The sequence below is a fragment of the Thiothrix sp. genome, assembly GCF_028714775.1.
Classification (GTDB): domain Bacteria; phylum Pseudomonadota; class Gammaproteobacteria; order Thiotrichales; family Thiotrichaceae; genus Thiothrix.
On the sequence record NZ_JAQTLS010000004.1, the window covers coordinates 55,232 to 75,972 of the forward strand.

Consider the following 20,741-nt stretch of genomic DNA (forward strand, 5'->3'; position numbering starts at 1 on the left):
GAAGAGGGCGACGACGAAGAATTCGAGGAAGAGGACGAAGAAGAAGCCGACGACGAGTCCGACGAAGAGGGTGAAGAAGAATCTGACGAGGACGAATCCGAAGAGGAAGAGGAAGAGGAAGAGGAAGAGGAAGAGGAAGAGGAAGAGGAAGAGGAAGAGGAAGACAGTGGCGACGATGATGGCGGTGACGAAGGCGACGACGAATAAGTTTTCCTTTTTTCCTTGAGCCAGTCACCCGCTTGGGTGGCTGGTGAGGTCAGATTTAACTTAAATACGGGAGGGAACGTAATGAAAATCACCCTGCAAAAGATGCTTTTGGCGGCAGCAGTATTATGGCTGTCAATCATGTTGCCTGTTACGGCAATGGAGGCTTCCGTCGCTGCAAGTGGGCAGAAAATTGTGGTTGGGGCGGGCGTGAGGGTACGTAATGCACCGTCAGTCAGTGGCAAAGAGGTTGGCAAGCTGACCTTGGGTTCGGTAGTGGATGTCAGCCAGCGCAGCAAAGAGAAAGCGAAAGTGGGCAGTAATACGGCTTACTGGTATCAGATTTCCAGCCCCGTCAGCGGTTGGGTATTTGGCGGCTTTACCCAAGATTTTGATGCGACTCATCCCGATGCAGCGTGGTTGGAGCTGACTCGCGCGAAGTTGGGCAAGGAAGATAAAGTGTTGACGGGCGATGCCTTGCCTTTGGGTTTTTCCGACGCAGTGGAACTGGCGGCTTTCGCCAAGACCGTTGCCGCCAAAAGCACTGACCCGGAAACCCAAGGTGAATTGGCGTTGGCACGTTTGCGGGCTATGCAAATCGCCGTGTATGCACTGCCGATAGAGCCAGAAAAACGTGCTGCCGAGCCTTATGCCAGTTGGTTGAAAGCGCAGGGCGACCAAGTGTTTGCCGATGAAGTTTCGGGGTCTTATTTGGTTCCTGTCGACAGTTTTTGGAAGTTGGCAGATAAATACAAAAATGCCGCGATCGGCGATGCAATTGCGTTCCACGCTGCCAATGCTGCTTTGGGCGGTGAATGTGAAGGGTTTATGTCCTGTTATTCGCTTGCCAGCCAACGTTCGGAAGGTGAATACCTGAAACGTTTCCCCAAGGGCAAATACGTTGAACCCGCACTGGCAATGGTGAAGTCCACGTTGGATTCCTTACAAGCCGATTGGGATAGCCAGCCAGACGAAAGGGCGGAAACCAATCTGGCAGGCTGGGAAGCGATCCTGAAACCTGTGGAAGGCAAAACGGCAGAACAGTTGCGGAAACAGCTCAGCCGTTTGAAAGTGCAGTAAGTTTACGGGTGTTTACCGCGATTATTTACGGCGGGTTCCGCGCTGGTTTTGAAGGTTATGTATCCAGCTTGCTGTATGACTTGACGGAGGTCATGGTTACATCTACAAAAAAGGGGAATACTGGCAAATAAGATAAATATAAAGTCGAGGGAAGCGGATGAAGTCTCTAAGGAGGTGTCTGATGGGTGATACCCGTTTCTGCCCACAATGTGGTGCGTTAGTTTTGCCCGAAGATGCATTTTGTGGCGAATGCGGGGCTGCATTGAAAGCAGTGCGGCCTGAACCTGAACTACCCATTCAACCCGTTGTGCCACCTATTTTGCCGCCTGCTGCACCGTCGGTTCCCGTCCAACCACTTCCCGTTCAGCCGCCTCCCATCCAATCCGTTCCACCGCCGCCCGTCAAAGCGGGAGGGAAACGGGTTTTGACTGCCATCATGGTAGTTGGGGGCGTGATATTACTGTTTCTGCTTGTCATCCTGTTACGCCCCGGTTCCCATGAGACGACAGCACAGCCGCCGCTGGTTGTTAATGAGCAAGGCGTGGACACTTTCCGTTACCAGCACATCCGCAGTGCCGATGCCGGTTTTAAGGTTGAGGGCGTGAAAGGCGATGTTGGTTTTAGTATGGACATCCCCACTGGCTGGCAACGTGAAGAAGGGACACAGGCACATGAACTGGTATTCAAGTCACCGGATGATACCCCTGAGTCACAGATGTTCCTTGCCGTATTGGCGGAACCAGCAACGAAAGGGCATTCCGCAGCCGATGTGGCAACAGCGCACATCACCGAATTGCGGGACATGGCAGCGGATGCAGAAGTACTTGAACAAGCGGAAATCCTGTCGCGGGTGGGAACGGGGCAGCGTGCCGTGCTGCGCTATATCGGCCCCAGTGATTCGCCGGGGAAACTGATGACGGAAATGGTCGTCTTCCAACACGGCAAGGTCATTTATCGGCTGGAACTGACCGCGCCTGAGCCGCTATGGCATACCGCGCAGCAGGCTATGGAACAAGCATTGGCGAGCTTGGAGTTTGGGTCATGAAGCCGGTAGCCCGCAGAACCTCTGTGCGGGCATTGCTCCTATTGTTGGCAATCCTGATGGGGATATGTAGCTTCCCGTCGTCCGCCCATGCGCTGGATGCCCAAGATCAGGCGGTGATCAAGGCACTGAATTTGTCCCAGACCATGCGCAGCGAGCGTTACCGCAATGCCTTCTGGAAGAAGGGTTTCCGTTTTTACGATTGCTCTTGGAACCAGCAACCGCCCCGTTCCGGTGGGCCTCCTGTCCCCACTTATTTGCAGCGTTGTTTTGGGGTGGGGTCGACTGCTATCGCGCTTTATGTCTTTGAAGACGATGCCAGTGCCCAGCAGTTTATGAAGCACCCAGTACGGGGAAATCTATTCTCGAATGACTACGACCCAAGTTTGGATTGCCATCGGTTGGCGGGTGGGCGTTACGTTATCCATGTCGGCAGTCATTTTTGCCCACAGCGTGGTGAAGCATTACTGGATTTGCTGGAAGCAAGGGTTAATGAGGTTATCACGGGTGATGGCGAAGTGTATTCCCAGCCTGCGGAAGATGATGGTAGCAATGCAGATGCCAGCAGTGACAACCCATCAGGTGAAACGCCACCGCCTGCTGGGACAACCCCACTCACCAACCCTAACTGGGACTGGGATAAAATCGGGAAACAGTTCGATAACATGTACCAGAATGGCAATGTCCCATCTGATGGTGGGCAGGACGGGTCGTCTGTGGACGTACCATACAGCCCTGCCAATCTAACAGAGTGGACTGAAACCGAAGTTGCCGTTGCCACCGGAGTTGGCACGACCCTTGGCGCAGGCGTTGCCGGATTAGGCGCATGGCTGATGCTGGGGCAAATTGGTGTCGGTCGGCGTGAGGCATTTGAAGATATGGGCGGCTTGCTGCGCGGACAGTTACCCGATGACGGTTTCGACGCATGGAAAGCAAAATATCAGGGACTCGGCTGGAAATACGTCGAAGAAAACGGCATCGCCCGTTTCATCCCCCCCGACCAAGCCCCCGTTTCCCCACCCGTCGAACGCCCATCCCAAGATGGCGATGTCAATCCGGCAACGGGTGAAATCTGGAGTGCTGAAGACGGTGGCTGGGTAGGGCGCAACCTGTACGAACAGAACCAACGCCGCACCCAAGACATTGCCGCGATTGAAGCGCGTTCCGCCGATGCCATGCAGGAATACGATGCCCAAACCCGAGCAATGGGCGCGGAGATACTGGATGCCCCCCGCCAACGTGCGGAAATTGCCAAAGTATTCGAGGAACGCCGCAAGCTGGATGACGCCATCGAAGCCATCTGGCGCAAGGACATCCAAGACGGCACACTCGACGAAACCCGCAAAGCATTGCTCGACCACCTGCAAAACAAGGCCGAAGAACTTTCGCTGCAACCTGACCGTACCCGCGCCCTAGAAGAACTTTCCACCTTGGGCGGCGTGGTTGAACAGCAAGCGCGTGCTGGCTTTACCCCCACCTATACCTACAAGGACGCCGTGTTTGACACGTCGGTACAGATTGGCGCGGCGGCACTGGATACCGTGCTAACCCATGGTTACGCCAGTTCAGCCGTGGGCAGCAGCCTTGCCATGCGCGATGCAGCGCGGGAAGGCAAATCACTTTACGAAATCGCCAAAGCAGGCGTGACCGCCGCCGCCGTCGACTTTGGTATTGGCAAATCAGCGGAATACCTCGGCCATGCCGTTGGTGCTGCCCGCACCGCGTGGCGTGAAGTGGGCGAAGCCGCAGAAGAAGCCGCCAAAGTCGCCGAACGTTTAGGTGCTGCCCACAATGCGGTCGGCGATCTGGCGGCACAAAGTGAACGCAACCTCGCCAAACTCGAACAAAACCTCGTGAAAGACGCCTCTGGGCATCCCCGCGCCCGCTTGGAAGACGTATTGGAAATGCAGCGCACCCCCCATCAAGTGCGTAACCTCAAACAAACTGGCGCGGCGGAACTGCAAGAAGGCTTCAACAACACCCTGCGTTCCGAAGTTTACAAACCCCACGACAAAGCACTGGTACGGCAACTCAAGGAAACCTGCCCCGACCTCGCCGACCGCAAGCTCGTGGTGCACGAATTCCGCACCCCCGGCAAAGCCAGTTCCGGCATCAACACCGACCGCGATTTCCGCGTCATGTTCAAAAACGAAAGTGGTGAATGGCTCGAAGTGCCCCGCGAACGCTGGGAAAAGAACTCACAAGACATTTTCGCCGACCTGACAGGTTACGATGCCAGCAAATGCCCCAAAGGGCTGGACACAGCACAACAAAAAGCATGGTGGGCGGAACAACACGGTCACACCGCCACTGACCGTACCTTCCGCGAAGCTTGCCCCGACTATTCCGACCAACTCATTGACGCCGCTACTGGCGAACGTGTCAGGGGAACGCCGCGCATTGAAGAGCTGAAGAACATAGCCTCCGGCAAAGCGGGTGTACCGGAAAGCCCCTTGCAGTTGCGTGACCCCGGCGCAATTGGGCAGCAGTTTGACGAAAAGATTGCCGGAAACTTACGGCGTGGCGACACGTTTGAGGCCGTTGCCCAAGCACAAAAAGGCGTGGATACCTTGGACGCAGTACGCAAAGCTTACGATGTACAAGGTCTAAAAGCAGGGGAGCTGCCGGAACGCCTGAGTGATGCGATGACACTGATCCGCGCCTCCAACCTGCCTGCCAAACCCAATGCCCATGAGCTGGCGGCACTTCAGGAAGGGCTGGAAAACTTAGGGTTCAGTAACCTTGATGAATTCGGCAAATCGCTTGCCGGTCAGTTTGACAGCCTGAAGCTGGCGAAATGAAGGAAGTGGCAAATTACCCCCCGAAGAGCAGATGTTTACGCGATTATTTACGGCGGGTTCCGCGCTGGTTTTGAAGGTTATGTATCCAGCTCGCTGCATGACTTGACGGAGGTCATGGTTACATCTACAAAAAAGGGGAATACTGACAAATAAGATAAATATAAAGTCGAGGGAAACAGATGAAGTCTCTTTGGCAACAAATCACAGCAGAAGGTCGGCGTTTGGTGAAAGTCGCGGGCATGGCAGCAGGGGGGCTTGTGCTGCTGCTGATTGCCAGCCTGTTTACCGACGACCCTGCCAAAACCTTTTTCCGCACCTTGTCGCTGCTCGGCACAGGGATGGTGCTCCTCTCCGTTACCATGATGGTTCTCACTTTCCGTAAAGCACGCGCTATCGTTCCCGGCGCGTTGCTTGTGTCGTTGGCAACCACCTTCGCCGTTGCCGGAGTCCAGTTCTTGTTTGCAGCGCAGCGTCCGGGCTTATTGTTGGCGTTCCTTGCGCTGTTGGCAGGCGGGCTGGTAGGGATGGGTTGGGCGCGTACCACCAAGGTATTTATCGACGGTGATGCAGTGCGCAGCCAAGGCACTGCATGGTATCTGGTAGTGTGGGCAATCACGTTCCTTTCCAACCAATTGATGGCGTTGGTATTGGGCGCTGCGCCTGCGGGCGGTCTGGTCATCTTGCTGGTCGGCACGGGTGTGGCGGTTGGTAATAATGTGTACCAGCTCATGCGTTATCGGCGTGCTACGGCGATGCTTGCGGTTTCTGCAAATCCTTTGCCACAAGGAGGTCTCTGATGGTGGAGTTCGAGCCATGAAACGCTTCCATCGCTTGGTGTTGTTGCTAGTAGTGGTGGGGATGTGCTGTTTCACACCACCTGCCTATGCGCTGGATGCCCAAGATCAGTCCGTCATCAGGTCACTGGATGTTCAGGGGGCTGGGGTTTACGTTGTTGCTGCCAACGATGATACGGGGACTACGGTTTCCAATTTGCGGGATCGTCTTAAAACGCATCCTATTGGCGGTGGAAGTCCACCTACGCCACATGGAACCCTTCCCGACAGGGAAACGATAGATAGGCTTTTCAAAAACCAGCCGTTTAATAATGGGCAACCCCTTGTTCCCCCATCTGAGGATCCCCCGCCTGACGATGCCAAAACTGACATTCAGCCTCCAGAGCCTGCTACTCCACCACCGTTCACCCCCAATCAGGAAGAGATCGAAAAGCTATTCGAGAACCCCTACCAGAATGGCAATGTGCCACCTAATACTGGGCAGGAAGAGCCGCCCGTGGACGTGCCATACACTCCTGCCAATCCACCAGAATGGAGTGAAACCGAAGTTGCCGTTGCCACCGGAGTCGGCACGACCCTTGGTGCTGGTGTTGCCGGTTTAGGCGCATGGCTGATGCTGGGGCAAATCGGTGTCGGTCGGCGTGAGGCATTTGAGGATATGGGCGGCTTGCTGCGCGGGCAGTTACCCGATGACGGTTTCGACGCATGGAAAGCGAAACACCAAGCACTCGGCTGGAAATACGTCGAAGAAAATGGCATCGCCCGTTTCATCCCCCCCGACCAAGCCCCCGTTTCCCCACCCGCCGAACGCCCATCCCAAGATGGCGATGTCAATCCGGCAACGGGTGAAATCTGGAGTGCTGAAGACGGTGGCTGGGTAGGACGCAACCTGTACGAACAGAACCAACGCCGCGCCCAAGACATTGCCGCGATTGAAGCCCGTTCCGCCGATGCCATGCAGGAATACGATGCCAAAACCCGAGCAATGGGCGCGGAGATATTGGATGCCCCCCGCCAACGCGCGGAAATCGCCAAAGTATTCGAGGAACGCCGCAAGCTGGACGACGCCATTGAAGCCATCTGGCGCAAGGACATCCAAGACGGCACACTCGACGAAACCCGCAAAGCATTGCTCGACCACCTGCAAAACAAGGCCGAAGAACTTTCGCTGCAACCTGACCGTACCCGCGCCCTAGAAGAACTTTCCACCTTGGGCGGCGTGGTTGAACAGCAAGCGCGTGCTGGCTTTACCCCCACCTATACCTACAAGGACGCCGTGTTTGACACGTCGGTACAGATTGGCGCGGCGGCACTGGATACCGTGCTAACCCATGGTTACGCCAGTTCAGCCGTGGGCAGCAGCCTTGCCATGCGCGATGCAGCGCGGGAAGGCAAATCACTTTACGAAATCGCCAAAGCAGGCGTGACCGCCGCCGCCGTCGACTTTGGTATTGGCAAATCAGCGGAATACCTCGGCCATGCCGTTGGTGCTGCCCGCACCGCGTGGCGTGAAGTGGGCGAAGCCGCAGAAGAAGCCGCCAAAGTCGCCGAACGTTTAGGTGCTGCCCACAATGCGGTCGGCGATCTGGCGGCACAAAGTGAACGCAACCTCGCCAAACTCGAACAAAACCTCGTGAAAGACGCCTCTGGGCATCCCCGCGCCCGCTTGGAAGACGTATTGGAAATGCAGCGCACCCCCCATCAAGTGCGTAACCTCAAACAAACTGGCGCGGCGGAACTGCAAGAAGGCTTCAACAACACCCTGCGTTCCGAAGTTTACAAACCCCACGACAAAGCACTGGTACGGCAACTCAAGGAAACCTGCCCCGACCTCGCCGACCGCAAGCTCGTGGTGCACGAATTCCGCACCCCCGGCAAAGCCAGTTCCGGCATCAACACCGACCGCGATTTCCGCGTCATGTTCAAAAACGAAAGTGGTGAATGGCTCGAAGTGCCCCGCGAACGCTGGGAAAAGAACTCACAAGACATTTTCGCCGACCTGACAGGTTACGATGCCAGCAAATGCCCCAAAGGGCTGGACACAGCACAACAAAAAGCATGGTGGGCGGAACAACACGGTCACACCGCCACTGACCGTACCTTCCGCGAAGCTTGCCCCGACTATTCCGACCAACTCATTGACGCCGCTACTGGCGAACGTGTCAGGGGAACGCCGCGCATTGAAGAGCTGAAGAACATAGCCTCCGGCAAAGCGGGTGTACCGGAAAGCCCCTTGCAGTTGCGTGACCCCGGCGCAATTGGGCAGCAGTTTGACGAAAAGATTGCCGGAAACTTACGGCGTGGCGACACGTTTGAGGCCGTTGCCCAAGCACAAAAAGGCGTGGATACCTTGGACGCAGTACGCAAAGCTTACGATGTACAAGGTCTAAAAGCAGGGGAGCTGCCGGAACGCCTGAGTGATGCGATGACACTGATCCGCGCCTCCAACCTGCCTGCCAAACCCAATGCCCATGAGCTGGCGGCACTTCAGGAAGGGCTGGAAAACTTAGGGTTCAGTAACCTTGATGAATTCGGCAAATCGCTTGCCGGTCAGTTTGACAGCCTGAAACTGGCGAAATGAAAGGAGTAGAACGATGAATGAGCAAACTGCCTTAGTCCAACACCGTTTGGATGCGGCACAGGCGGCGGACTTGTTGGGGGGGGGTATAAAAGGCAAACTGGCTCCCGCCATTGCGCCAAGCGCCGTAGCAGCGAAGCACGCAGCCTTACCCGACGGTTTGGATAAAGCTGGCTTGGCTTTCCTTGCTGATCCGCAGGTGCGTATCGGCGTGACACTGGCTTCCCCCGGCAATGTCCGCAACCTCGTGGCCTACGGTGCAGGTGATTCCGAACGTCTCGTGGGTTTTACGGCGGGCGGCGATGGCAGCTTCAATCTGGCAACCGCACTTTCGCCTGAACACCTTGCCGCATTGGTCATCACCGGGCTAGGTCTGGATCAGGACATCAACGAATTGCACCTATCTGCCCCACTGAGCCGCGTTGGTTTACTGGCTTTGGTCGGGTTTGCCGATGCGCTACGCCAGCGTGACTTGGAAACCCTGTTGGCACGCTTACCCAAACCCGAAAGCCGTGTGTCGCTGGAAGAAATTTACTTGCGGACACTGGATGGGATGGTTTCTGGTGATGTGCGCTGGAGCACGGCTTTGGTCGCCCAATTGGTTGATGGCTTGCCTGACGTGGGTGAAGCAGTGCTCCTGCAAGGTATGCAGGAATTGCAGCAAGCGAGTTGGGTGCAAACTGTGGGAAACAATTGGCAGCCGACGGGCAGTTTTACCGTGGGGTGCGCCCATTGGCAGCTTCCCTTGGCAGGCGCGAGTGTCCAACTTGCGCGGCTCATGGAAGGAGAGGTGGAAGTGACGGATTTCACCCTGTTCCGGCTGCTAGGTTCGGTGTGGCTATGGCGACGTGAAGGTGCACAGCACGAACTGGCAAGTATCAGTTCAACCCGTGCCATGGCGTTCTTGGATGGAGTTTTGGCAGGATTCACCGTTTTGCCAAAACCCACCGCGCCGCCTAAAGCGCAAGAAACTCCCCCCGCAAGGCCGCGTCCGCGTTTTTGCCGCCAGTGTGGTAAGCCCTTACTTGCTGATGCGCGGTTTTGCGCTGCGTGCGGTACGCCTATTTGATGCCCTGCCATCAAAAAAACGGGCAACCCTGTGGTTGCCCAAGTGAGAGAGTCCGACTTGAAAAAACGTTTTAGCTGTTGCTGATTTTGTCCGCCCAGCCATTGGCAATGCGTTTGGCTGCATCGCGACCACCCAAGCCAAAAGCCAATGCTGCTGCGATGGCGACAGCCCCAAGGGTGAAACCAAATGCCATATTGACGATATTATCCGCCAGCCCCATTGCCCGCAGACCCATTGCCAATACCAAGCCCAGAATCGCAATGCGGGCAATGTTGGCGATTCCGCTGTTGCCATACTGTTGCAGCTTGTTGTAAGCCAAGGTGCTCAGGAAATAACCGAGCAGCAGGATCACGCCACCCACCAGAATGCCACCGCCGAATTCCAGCACTTTGGCGAAAATATTGGAAACGATGTCAATGCCTAAGGTATTCACCGCAGCAGTGATTGCCGTCAACATGGCGAAAAACATGATGACATTGCCAACCAATTTAGTTGGGGTGAATGTGCCCGTGAATACTCCGGTGATGCCGAGTCTTTGTGGTAGGGCATCAATACCCATGCCATCCAGAATGTTGCTCAGCATCGAAACCACGAATTTGGCAATGAAATACGTGACCGCCAGAATGATGCCCGCACCGATAATGTTCGGGATTGCTGCCATGAGCTTATTCAGCATGTCTGAGGCAGGCCCGGTAATGGAAGGGATGTTCAATACCCCCAAGGCGCTCACTGCGATAGGAATCAAGATGGCGGCAAACATGAAGGCACTGCCAATTTTCGACAACTTCATGCCGCTATTGCCCATGTTGTCAGCCAGTTTCTGGTCAACTTTGTGCAGGGCAATGCCGACCAGTTCCGCCACGATTTTGGCGATAACCCAGCCTGCGTAGCCGATGACACCCGCGCCGATAATATTGGGGATCGCCGCGAGGAATTTGTTCAGCATATTTTTCAGCGGAGCCAATACCCCTGTTAAACCAAAGTGTTGCAATACAGCTATGAGCACAAAGATGGTAAGTAGCGCTTTTACCAGTGATGCAAGGGGTGCTGCAAGGTTGGTGCGATCCAAAAAGCCCACGCGCTTAAGCAGGCGCTTGAAGAGGCTGGAAATAAGGCTAACAACGATAAGGCCGACGACGAGGATCAGCAAGCCAATCAAGGCGTGCCCCAGCTTGCCGGAGGCCAGTTGGCCTAAGGCATCGGTGATAGAAGATAGAGTGCCATCCATAGTTTTACTCCTGTGTTATTCAATGATTGATAGGTCAATACGCCGGTTATTTTTGCGCCCTTCTTCCGTGGCGTTAGTGTCAATTGGTGCAGTGTCTCCCATGCCCATAATGCTGATGCGCCTTCTTTCTATGCCGAAATTAACCAAGGCAAGCCCCATCGCATTGGCCCGCATTAGCGATAATTGGGCGTCGCTATTGGAAACCTCAGTCTTGTCGGTGTGCCCACGTATGAGTACGCGGGTTTTGGGATATTGCTGTAACAAGGCGGCAATTGCCCTGATCTGGTGGTCAGATTCTGCTTTGATGTTGGTGGAACCTTGCTCAAAACGGATGTCACCAAACGTAACGGGTTTGTCATGCACATTGTTGGCAAGGTTTTCTTTGAATGCGGCTTCTGAGCTACTAATGGCAATGGTTTGCGCTGGTTGCGGGGGAGTTGCTACCGCTTTGGGTGCAGCGGCTTGTACGGGTGTTACAGGCTTGGGCGCGGTTGCGGCTTTAGGTTTAGGTGCTTCGGCTTGGATGGCTGCAACGGCAGGTGGGGCAGGTGCTGCTAGTTCCGCTTTCGGCGCTTGGGCAACAGTTAAGGGAGTGACTGGCGCAGGATTCCAACCGCCATTCAAAAACCAATAGAGCAAGCCAAACAGTAAGATGACAATCCCCGCAATGCCATATTCTTGCGTTGGGGTCAGATCATCATTGTCTAAGGTACTATCCGACATAATCACCTTCCATGCTGATTGTTCCTATGTGCAAACATGCATCCGTGCATGTGTTCTTAAGCGCCTTGCGGGATTCCGGTAGAAAAATAAGCGATAGGGCGGGGCGCTTCAGCTCTAAGTCTAGACAAGTTTTGTGGGATGGTAGGCTTTATTAGTAAATTTTGTTAAAAATTTTCGGCGATTACATAGCTTGTTGGAATTAAGGGGGGATATGGGGGCGGTAGCAGCCTATACCCTTAGGAGATAATCCTTTTGGCAGAGTGCGGAAAAGTTGGGTTTATGGCATCGTGCTTTTTCCCCTCCTCTCTAGTGGCTAGCTGTTTAAAGGAATTTCCATGCGTTTCGTGACCCCGAACAAGAAAGCCCGTGGCTTAGGTTCCGTGAAAACGGGCGTACACCATTGGTGGGTGCAACGTGTCACTTCCATTGCACTGGTTCCGCTAACTTTGTGGGTAGTATTTTCGGTGGCCTCGCTGGTGGGGCAGGATTACGCCCATGTCAGTGCGTGGTTTGCCAAACCTTTCACCACGGTCATGTTGACGCTGTTTGTGGCAGTTGCCACTTACCATGCCAGTTTGGGTTTGCAGGTTATTATTGAAGATTATATCCATCATCAAGCAGCTAAAATTGCGGCGCTGGTCGCGGTTAAGTTGGCGCTGGTGTTGCTGGGGACGTTTTGCGTTGTGCTACTGTTGCGGCTGTTCTTTGCCGGGTAATGCCGCAAAAAAACGGGCAGCCCAGTGGCTGCCCAATGCGAGGTGAAATAAGACTCAATAGACGATAGATCGGTGTTGCCGGAAACAGCTTACAAGTCGCTGCCGCTGTCCAGACGTTTTTTCATTTCTTCGCGGCGTTTATCCTGACGTTTTTGGCGCTCGTCCTGCATTTGTTTGAAAGTTGCAGCCTGTTCCGGCGTCAGGATAGCGGCAATTTTCGTTTCGCCGTCAGTACGCAGGGCTTTCATTTGTTCCTGCATTTGCTTGCGCATTTCGTCCATTTTGGTGCGCTGCTCTTCCATGATGGCATCCACTTTGGTGGTTTGTGCTTCATCCAGCTTCAGTTTGTCTTTCAGCATTTCGCCCATCATTGCGCCGCGTCCGCCGAAGCCGCCGTGACCACCTTTGCCGCCACAGCCGCCGCCACCAAAACCACCGTGGTCTGCCAGTGCAACCGTCATGCCCAGAACGCCAATCAGTGCCGTTACAATCAGTGCTTTTTTCATTTGTGTTCCCCTAGAACCAAGTTTGAGAGTAGGTTTCTTGTAGGCGTTTTGCCTTCCAATGGGGGATGATATTACGCAGGGATTGCGCAGGAAGTTTGCCGCAAATGTGCAAACAATAAGGAAATGCAGTTACGCCTCGAACTTATAGCCAACTGAGTAAACCGAGTGGATGACTTCGTGTTCGGGGATGATTTCATCCAGTTTCTTGCGTAACTTTTTGATATGGCTGTCGATGGTGCGGTCAGAAACAATGCGGTTGTCGGTGTAGACTTTCGTCATTAATTGTTCGCGCCCGAAGATTCTGCCGGGATGTTGCAACAGGGTGGCGAGCAACTCGAATTCCACCAAGGTCAGGGCAATTTCCTGTTGCCCGGATTTGGCGACCAAGCGGTCACGGTCTAATTCCAGCAGCGGCGCAGTAGTCGTTTCATGTTTGCTGTCCGGGTGTGCAAAGGCTTGCAAGCGCCGTAACATGGCTTTGACGCGGGCGACCACTTCACGTGGGCTGAACGGTTTGCAGATGTAATCATCCGCGCCGATTTCGAGGCCGAGCAGCCGGTCGATTTCTTCCACACGGGCTGTCAGCATGATGATCGGAGTGTTGGAAAACTGGCGGACTTCCTTGCAGACTTCCAAGCCGTCTTTGCCCGGCAGCATCAGGTCGAGCAAGATCAGGTTGGGCTTTTCCTTGCGTACCCAGTCGCTTACACCCATGCCGCTGTTGAGCCAATCGGTTTGGTAATTGGCGTTTTGCAGATACTTTTGCAACAAATCGGCAATTTTGGGTTCGTCTTCGACGATCAGGATGCGTTCCATCGGGTTGTCCGGTCAGGTTTTGAGGGGGAGGCGTACTTGGATTTGCAACCCGCCCAAGGGGGAATGGTTGGCGGTAATGCTGCCCTCATGCGCTTCGGTAATGTTACGGCAGATGCTCAAACCGATGCCAGCGCCGCCCGTGGCGCGGTTGCGCGAACTATCTACCCGGTAGAGGCGTTCAAACAGACGCGGCAGGGCTTCATCCGGTACGCCGGGCGGGGAATCCTCAAAATTGATGGTAATGCTGTTGTTCTGGACGGAGGTGGTAACGCGCAGTTGCCCCGGTTTGTCGGTGTAACGCAGGCTGTTTTCCAGCAGGTTTTTGAACAATTGCTGCAAACGCTGCGGGTCGCCTTGCACATTGGCGGCTTGCAGGCCGATACCCAAGGTATCAATGTGCAGGTTTTGTTCCTGTAACTGGCTGCTGTGTAAGGTCAAGGTTTCACGCAACAGCGCAATGATGTCGAGCGGGGTTTTGCGGTAGCTGAGTGCGCCGCTGTCGGACATAGAAAGGTCGTAAAGGTCATCGACCAGCCGTTGCAAATGGCTGACTTCCTGATGCAGCGAGGTAAATGTTTGCACATCCGGTTGGTTGATACCGTCTTGCAGGGCTTCAATTTCACCGCGCAGGATGGAGAGCGGTGTGCGTAATTCGTGGGCAATGTCGGCAATCCACTGTTTGCGCGAAGTTTCATTCTGTTGCAGGCGTTCCGCCAGTTTGTTGAAATCGCTGGTCAATTGCCCCAATTCATCGTGCCCTTGTTGCGCCATGCGTAAGGTGTAATTGCCGTCGGTCAGTTGCCGGGTTCCATCCCGCAAGGCTTGGATAGGTCGCCCCAAATGACGTGCAAACAGGAAGGAGAGGATGCCAGTGACGGGTAGGGCGAGCAACCCCGCTAGCCACAGGATGTGTTGCCAGCGATCGGCAAATTCCATGTCGACCTTTTCTGTCAGATTTTGGCGGGGGTGGATGCCCAAATAGCCGATGGCTTTGCCCTTCGATTTGAGTTCATGCAAATTGGCGGGGATGCCGAGGTAGATGCTGCCTTTCAGTAGGGTGCGGGCGCTGTCGAGCAGCACGATGCGCGTGATGAAACGGTCTACCCGTTGCTTGGTCGGATGGCGTGGCGCTTTGAGGCCACCAATTTCATGCTCATGTGGTGGCGGTGGGAAAGGGGGTTGGTCATCCCGCGCTTCACCGTTGGCAGGAAACAGGCTGCTACGCACGGCAGTACGCAACAGGGATTCCCACTGACCGGGGTTGTCATTGAGTGCTTGCCAACTATTATCGGTTTCGTAAAGCTGCACCAGTTCTGTTTCAATTTGGGTGAGGGAGCGGCTTTCCTGCTCATTCAAGTAATCCAAGAAACTGCGCTTGAAGTTGAATTGCATAAAACCAGCTACCCCGCCAACAGTGAGCAGGCAGGCGAGAAAAACGGCAATAAATAATTTGGTGCGGATACTCAGGGTCATAGTTCAAGGTTGGACACAACAACTCACGGATAGTTGCCAGTGTAACGCAAACCAAGCTACAAGGAATAACCGCTTTAAGTTATTTCAGCGTTTTATTTCGAGCCATACATGGCCTTTACTACCCGATTTTTTTACTTGCACGATCTCGACATTGTGGCCTTGTGCCAAATAGCCAACGTTTTCGCTCAGCTCTGTGGTTTTGCCGGGCGGTTGGGAACGGATATTGGCTCCCCAGTTGAGTGCGTAACTTTGTCCACTGACAGGCAGCTCGTCGCCGATGACTAAGCCGCGTTCTATCCACGCCCCATCAGTGAATTGCCCGGCGTAAATCCATCCGGTTTTAGTGCTGGTTGTGGTGGGTATTGGGTCGGCTGGTTTGTCAGTGATTGCTGCTGCTGGCTCTGCCGGTTTAGTGGCAGCAGTTTCTAACGCTGGTTCTGTCGGTTTTGTTTTAGGGGTTTCAGGCGGGGCGTCTGAAGGCCAAGCCGTATTGGCATTCACGGGGATTACTGCTGCTGTATCTGGCAACGGTTTATCTTGTGTGCTGGCAACCGCCAATGATTTTGGGGGCATACTGGTTTTGGCTGGCAGTATGGGGCGGGGTGGAGCAGGTTGGAATTCTTCCGCTTGGGTAATAGGTGTGGGATTACTGTTTGCGTTTTGCTGGAATAGCCAGCTTATACCAATTAGCCCCCCGCCAAGCACCATGATCAAAATACCGATTGCCCGTGCCATACGGTCTTTGCGGTTTTGCGTACCGCTAGAAATCCCTGCCGTCATTTGCGCCACCATCCATCAATCAAACTTATTGTGTATGTGTGAGCCTAGCTAAAGCTTCGCGCGATTGCCAGCAAATGATGTTATTTTTTGATCAATCTCATGAACTTTTAATCAAACGTATTCGTGTTGGCAGAGGCCACCAACATCGCAGAGGATTTCGTAGCTGATCGTTCCGGCGGCTTGTGCCACGCGGTCAACGGAAATGTGCTTGCCCCACAATTCCACTGGGTCGCCGATCCGTGCTTCGATGGCGGTCAGGTCGATAACCACCATGTCCATCGAAACCCGCCCAAGGATGCGGCTTTCCTTGCCATTGATCCATACAGGTGTGCCGGTAGGGGCATGACGTGGGTAGCCGTCTGCATAGCCGCACGCTACCACGCCTGTGCGGGTATCGTCTGGGCATGTCCAGCTTGCGCCGTAACCGATACTTTCGCCCTTGGCGATGGTGTGGATGGAAATCAGAGGTGCTGTCAGGGTCATGACCGCTTCCAAGCCATCCCGCCGTGCATTGCCGTGGCTGAAAGGTGAGGAACCGTACAGCATAATGCCGGGGCGTACCCAATTGACATGGGTTTGCGGCCACGCGAGGATACTGGCGGAATTGCCAATACTGCGCGGGGCTTGCAGGCCATCGGTGTATTTTTCAAAGCGGTCGATTTGCTGCTGGGTATGGCTATTGCCGGGTTCATCAGCGCACGCCATGTGGGTCATCAGCCACGGGGTCGGTTTAATATTGGGGTGCTTGCTCAAACGCTCAAACAATGTCCATGCTTGTTCGATGGGAAAGCCAAGGCGATGCATTCCGGTATCGAGCTTGATGGCAATATCGAGCTTGATGGACGGTGGGGCACTTTCTAGCAGTTCCAGTTGGTAACGGTCGTGGACGACGGCGCGTAAACGGTGTTCCGCCATCGCTTTCATGCCCTGCATGGTCTGGAAGCCTTGCAGTACGAGGATGGGGTGGATGAAACGGGCTTGGCGCAGTTCCAACGCTTCGGTGATGCAGGAAACCGCAAAACCGTTGGCATGACTAAGTGTTTCTGCCGTTTTCAGCATGTTGTGCCCGTAGGCATCGGCCTTGATCACTGCCATCGCCAAACTGTTGGGCGCAACCTCGCGGCAACGGCTTAAATTATGCCGCAGGGCGGAAGTGTCAATGATGGCGCGGGCAGATCGTTTCATGCGGGCAGTGTAGCGTTTTCTGCCCGTTATTCAAATCCCGGCGAATAAACATCCGGGGTGTAATTCTCGAAACGGGTGTATTTGCCGAGGAACGTAAGCCGCAAGCTGCCAATCGGGCCATTCCGTTGCTTGGCGATGATGATTTCCGCCGTGCCTTTGTCGGGGGATTCGGGGTTGTAGACCTCATCGCGGTAGATGAAGATGATTACGTCAGCATCCTGTTCAATTGCGCCCGATTCGCGTAAGTCCGACATCACCGGGCGTTTATTGGGGCGCTGTTCCAAGCTGCGGTTGAGCTGCGAGAGGGCAATCACGGGGCAGGCCAGTTCTTTCGCCAGTGATTTCAGGGAGCGGGAAATTTCCGAAATCTCAGCAGTACGGTTGTCGGTGCTGGTTCCGGTCTGCATCAATTGCAGGTAATCCAGCACGATCAGGCCAAGTTGCCCGTGTTCACGCATCAGGCGGCGGGCGCGGGCGCGGACTTCCGTCGGTGATAGCGCGGGGCTGTCGTCGATGAACATTGGCACATCGGCGAAAATCTTGACGGCAGTGGCGATGCGGGGCCAATCCTCGTCGGTCAGCTTGCCGGTACGTACCCGATGTTGGTCAACTCGCCCCATTGACGACAGTAAACGCAAGGTAAGCTGTTCGGCGGGCATTTCCATACTGAAGATGGCTGTGGGTAACTTTTTGTGGGCAGCGGCGTATTCGGCGATGTTCATCGAGAAGGTGGTTTTTCCCATTGAGGGACGCCCTGCCACGATCACCAAGTCGCCTTTCTGCAAGCCGGAGGTCATCTCATCCAACTCGGTATAGCCGGTGGAAACCCCGGTGATGGTGCTGTTGAGCTTGCTCAATTCCTCAATGTGTTCCAGCGTGATTTTCAGCAGTTTTTTGAGTGGCTTGAAAACTTGCCCTTGGCGCGTGCCTTGTTCGGCAATTTTGAATACTTTCTGTTCGGCCTCGTCCAGCAGTTCTTTGCTTTGGCGGCCTTGGACGTTAAAGGCGGAATCCGCAATGCCCGTGCCGACGCTGATCAGTTGGCGCAGGATAGATTTTTCCCGCACGATTTCTGCATACGCTTTGATGTTGGCGGCACTCGGAGTGTCCTTTGCCATCGTGGCGAGGTAGGCGAAGCCCCCGGCATTTTCCAATTCGTTACGTTGTTTCAGCCATTCGGAAACCGTTACCAAGTCCAGTGGCTTGTTGTCTTCTGCCAGATCAGCGATAGCGCGGAAAATGAGACGGTGGTCTTGTCGGTAGAAGTCGCCTTCCGTCACTTTGTCAGCGATGGTGTCCCATGCGGTGCTATCGTTGGCTAAGCCACTCAGCAGCAAGCCTCCGAGTACGGATTGCTCAGCTTCGATGGAGTGGGGAGGAATTTTGAGTGATTCGTATGAGTCTGCCATAGCAGCTAAGTCTACCGGAATTTCGGGTTAAAACGTTAGTGACAGCTCGGTGTGAAAGGTGTGGATAACTTGTGGATGTCGGGAATTACACGCAAGAAAAAACCCCGCAGCACAAGCCATGCTACGGGATTTTATATTTCAGCTACGGCCTATTAGCGGGAAATTATTCCGCTTCAACCACAACTTTGACGGTGGCATTGACTTCGGTGTGCAGGTGCAGGCCGACTTCAAATTCACCCAAGTGACGCAGTGCGCCATCCGGCATACGGATTTCGCGACGTTCCACAGCGACGCCTGCTGCATTGATGGCATCAGCGACTTCGTGGTTGGAAACGGAACCGAACAGTTTGCCTTCGTTACCAGCTTTTGCCTTGATGGTCAGCACCATGCCTTCCAATTGGGCTTTGCGGGCTTCAGCAGCAGCCAGTACTTCGGCAGCTTCAGCTTCCAGCTCTGCACGGCGTGCTTCAAATTCAGCCATGTTGGCTTTGGTCGCCATTTTGGCTTTGCCCTGAGGGATCAGGAAGTTACGTGCAAAACCAGGGCGTACATTGACGACGCTGCCCAGTGCGCCCAGATTTTCTACTTTCTTCAGCAGAATGATTTCCATCGTTCTCACCTTGTCTTGTAAGCAGGTTTTTGGCCTGCGCGTAAAACGTTAACTTTTGCGTGCCTTAATCTGACTGCGAAAATCGGCTAACCCGTCAATGATGCCGAAGGCTGCCAGCAAAATGCCGACTTGCACCGGCATGAGAAACAGCAATACATACATCCCAACCAGCCATCCTTTGTGCTGCTGCAATGACCCGACCACACTGTGCATCAAGGCTAAACCTTGAAACACGAATATCGCCAGACCCGCGAACACCACATCTATGGCGGTTGGCTGCTTGCCCATGATAGCCAGCCCGATGACACCAACCATTAACAATGCGGGTATTTTCCCGACATTCAGTTGACGCCATTCCTCGCTGAAACCACCGGGGTTATACAGCATCGCCTGCCAGTGCCTTGCGAGCAATAACGACAGGATCAACAGGATGCTGGCGATAGCAGCAATGCCGCCTGCCAACAGCGTTGGGATGCTGTCCAGTATCTGCTGTTTGTCTTCTGCTGGCAGGTCTGCGGGAAATACCTTCATGGTATCAGCCAGTACGACAAATTCTTGCCATGCGGGCTGAGCCTGCCAGAATTTGACCGGATCACCTACATTCAGGTGAAACAGCAAGATGCCAACTACTGCTATCCCTAACAGCACCGAGAGGGTGCGTGACCAAGAGACGGTGTTTCCCAGTACCGCAGCCAATGCAATCACGGGTAGCCACACCATCATGCTTAACACAAAACCCATCAGTGGGTCGGCTTGCGTGATGAGGCTTAACCCCGCCAGTACGGCGCTGCTGACCGTAGCGATCATCAGGCCGCGCTGCCAGCCCATGCGCAAGGTAATCAGCCCGATAGCTGCATTACTCAGTAAGCTCATGAGCGGCAAAAAAACGGACAAGATAGCAAACAAGAGAATAAATCCGATTGCTTGCAATGGGCCTACCATGATGAATTTAGCCATGGGATTCCACTACTTGCCGTTCCGCAGTCATGCCACGCCGGAACGTGGCATAGGCATACAAATTACTTGTGTTGGTCTGAGTATGGCAGCAGTGCCAAGAAGCGTGCGCGTTTGATCGCGGTCGCCAGTTGACGCTGATACTTGGCTTTAGTGCCGGTAATGCGGCTAGGGACAATCTTGCCGGTTTCGGTGATAAAGCTTTTCAGGATGTCGAGGTCTTTGTAATCGACTTCGGTAATGCCTTCAGCAGTGAAGCGGCAGTATTTCTTGCGGCGGAATTGACGTGACATAGGTATCTCCAGATCAGCCGTGGTTATTCGTCGTCAGATGAGTAATCATCATCAGCGGGTTCTTCTTCGCGCATACGCTTGGAAGGCTTGTGTTCACCGTCTTTCTTCAGTGGGGAAGGTTCGGTGACAGCCGCATCACAACGGATGGTAACGCTACGGATGACTGCATCGTTGAAGCGGAAAATAGTTTCCAGTTCTGTCAGTGTTTCCGCGCCGCACTCAATGTTCATCAGCACGTAGTGTGCTTTGTGCAGCTTGTTGATTGGGTAAGCCAGTTGGCGGCGACCCCAGTCTTCAAGGCGGTGGATTGCGCCACCACTTTCCTGCACCATGCTCCGGTAGCGTTCTACCATGGCTGGTACTTGTTCGCTCTGGTCCGGGTGAACCAGAAAGACAATTTCGTAATGTCTCATTAAGGTCTTCCTTTCGGGTTTAACAGCCTCCCGTCGTATCGCGGTGAGGCAAGGGCTTTCTTTGGGC

General features: G+C 54.4%; 20 protein-coding genes. 8 read left to right on the forward strand and 12 right to left on the reverse strand.

Translation table 11 applies throughout. The features are described 5' to 3' along the window. From PHE17_RS04405 to PHE17_RS04435, 7 genes are all read left to right on the forward strand, one after another. On the forward strand, nucleotides 1–207 hold a 207-nt coding region (locus PHE17_RS04405), incomplete at its 5' end, for a hypothetical protein (RefSeq protein ID WP_301014603.1). Between the two features lie 81 nt (nucleotides 208–288). Then, the gene (locus PHE17_RS04410) at nucleotides 289–1,284 is read left to right on the forward strand and encodes an SH3 domain-containing protein (RefSeq protein ID WP_301014604.1); all 996 of its coding nucleotides are present in this window, start codon (nucleotides 289–291) and stop codon (nucleotides 1,282–1,284) included. Nucleotides 1,285–1,465: 181 nt separating this feature from the next. Continuing rightward, nucleotides 1,466–2,329 carry a zinc ribbon domain-containing protein gene (locus tag PHE17_RS04415; protein WP_301014605.1) on the forward strand — a complete coding sequence of 288 codons (864 nt, stop codon included), beginning with the start codon at nucleotides 1,466–1,468 and terminating at the stop codon, nucleotides 2,327–2,329. Continuing rightward, nucleotides 2,326–5,127: a hypothetical protein gene (locus PHE17_RS04420; protein WP_301014606.1), complete on the forward strand. Its 2,802-nt coding sequence runs from the start codon at nucleotides 2,326–2,328 to the stop codon at nucleotides 5,125–5,127. The genes PHE17_RS04415 and PHE17_RS04420 overlap by 4 nt, the downstream gene beginning before the upstream one ends. Nucleotides 5,128–5,306: 179 nt before the next feature. Further along, nucleotides 5,307–5,924 carry a hypothetical protein gene (locus PHE17_RS04425; protein ID WP_301014607.1) on the forward strand — a complete coding sequence of 206 codons (618 nt, stop codon included), beginning with the start codon at nucleotides 5,307–5,309 and terminating at the stop codon, nucleotides 5,922–5,924. Between the two features lie 16 nt (nucleotides 5,925–5,940). Further along, nucleotides 5,941–8,502, forward strand: coding sequence for a hypothetical protein (locus PHE17_RS04430; protein ID WP_301014608.1), 2,562 nt, complete (start codon nucleotides 5,941–5,943; stop codon nucleotides 8,500–8,502). A gap of 13 nt (nucleotides 8,503–8,515) precedes the next feature. Then, nucleotides 8,516–9,568, forward strand: coding sequence for a zinc ribbon domain-containing protein (locus PHE17_RS04435; RefSeq protein WP_301014609.1), 1,053 nt, complete (start codon nucleotides 8,516–8,518; stop codon nucleotides 9,566–9,568). A gap of 70 nt (nucleotides 9,569–9,638) precedes the next feature. Here PHE17_RS04435 and PHE17_RS04440 read toward each other — a convergent pair whose 3' ends face one another. Next, nucleotides 9,639–10,796, reverse strand: a complete 1,158-nt coding sequence (locus tag PHE17_RS04440; protein WP_301014610.1) for a mechanosensitive ion channel — start codon at nucleotides 10,794–10,796, stop codon at nucleotides 9,639–9,641. Between the two features lie 15 nt (nucleotides 10,797–10,811). Further along, the gene (locus tag PHE17_RS04445; RefSeq protein WP_301014611.1) at nucleotides 10,812–11,519 is read right to left on the reverse strand and encodes an OmpA family protein; all 708 of its coding nucleotides are present in this window, start codon (nucleotides 11,517–11,519) and stop codon (nucleotides 10,812–10,814) included. A 335-nt stretch (nucleotides 11,520–11,854) separates the two neighbouring features. Between PHE17_RS04445 and sdhD the strand changes: the two genes are divergently transcribed. After that, a complete protein-coding gene (gene sdhD / locus PHE17_RS04450) occupies nucleotides 11,855–12,235 on the forward strand; it encodes a succinate dehydrogenase, hydrophobic membrane anchor protein (RefSeq protein ID WP_301014612.1) in 381 nt (126 codons plus the stop codon). A gap of 89 nt (nucleotides 12,236–12,324) precedes the next feature. Here sdhD and PHE17_RS04455 read toward each other — a convergent pair whose 3' ends face one another. The 10 genes from PHE17_RS04455 to rpsF form a co-directional block, all read right to left on the reverse strand. Continuing rightward, nucleotides 12,325–12,741, reverse strand: a complete 417-nt coding sequence (locus PHE17_RS04455) for a periplasmic heavy metal sensor (protein WP_301014613.1) — start codon at nucleotides 12,739–12,741, stop codon at nucleotides 12,325–12,327. Between the two features lie 129 nt (nucleotides 12,742–12,870). Further along, the gene (locus PHE17_RS04460; protein ID WP_301014614.1) at nucleotides 12,871–13,557 is read right to left on the reverse strand and encodes a response regulator; all 687 of its coding nucleotides are present in this window, start codon (nucleotides 13,555–13,557) and stop codon (nucleotides 12,871–12,873) included. 12 nt (nucleotides 13,558–13,569) lie between these two features. Further along, nucleotides 13,570–14,949 (reverse strand): ATP-binding protein, encoded by a 1,380-nt coding sequence (locus tag PHE17_RS04465; protein WP_301014615.1) that lies wholly within the window; start codon nucleotides 14,947–14,949, stop codon nucleotides 13,570–13,572. A gap of 165 nt (nucleotides 14,950–15,114) precedes the next feature. Then, the gene (locus PHE17_RS04470) at nucleotides 15,115–15,810 is read right to left on the reverse strand and encodes a hypothetical protein (protein WP_301014616.1); all 696 of its coding nucleotides are present in this window, start codon (nucleotides 15,808–15,810) and stop codon (nucleotides 15,115–15,117) included. A 111-nt stretch (nucleotides 15,811–15,921) separates the two neighbouring features. Then, a complete protein-coding gene (alr, locus tag PHE17_RS04475) occupies nucleotides 15,922–16,995 on the reverse strand; it encodes an alanine racemase (RefSeq protein WP_301014617.1) in 1,074 nt (357 codons plus the stop codon). A 26-nt stretch (nucleotides 16,996–17,021) separates the two neighbouring features. Further along, nucleotides 17,022–18,404, reverse strand: coding sequence for a replicative DNA helicase (dnaB, locus tag PHE17_RS04480; RefSeq protein ID WP_301014618.1), 1,383 nt, complete (start codon nucleotides 18,402–18,404; stop codon nucleotides 17,022–17,024). Nucleotides 18,405–18,567: 163 nt separating this feature from the next. Beyond that, nucleotides 18,568–19,014: a 50S ribosomal protein L9 gene (rplI, locus tag PHE17_RS04485; protein WP_301014619.1), complete on the reverse strand. Its 447-nt coding sequence runs from the start codon at nucleotides 19,012–19,014 to the stop codon at nucleotides 18,568–18,570. A gap of 48 nt (nucleotides 19,015–19,062) precedes the next feature. After that, complete coding sequence (locus tag PHE17_RS04490; protein WP_301014620.1) at nucleotides 19,063–19,971, reverse strand: hypothetical protein; 909 nt, start codon at nucleotides 19,969–19,971, stop codon at nucleotides 19,063–19,065. 62 nt (nucleotides 19,972–20,033) lie between these two features. After that, nucleotides 20,034–20,261, reverse strand: a complete 228-nt coding sequence (gene rpsR, locus PHE17_RS04495; protein WP_210227374.1) for a 30S ribosomal protein S18 — start codon at nucleotides 20,259–20,261, stop codon at nucleotides 20,034–20,036. Between the two features lie 23 nt (nucleotides 20,262–20,284). Then, on the reverse strand, nucleotides 20,285–20,674 hold the full coding sequence (rpsF, locus tag PHE17_RS04500) for a 30S ribosomal protein S6 (RefSeq protein ID WP_301014621.1): 390 nt from the start codon (nucleotides 20,672–20,674) through the stop codon (nucleotides 20,285–20,287). Between the last annotated feature and the right edge of the window lie 67 nt (nucleotides 20,675–20,741).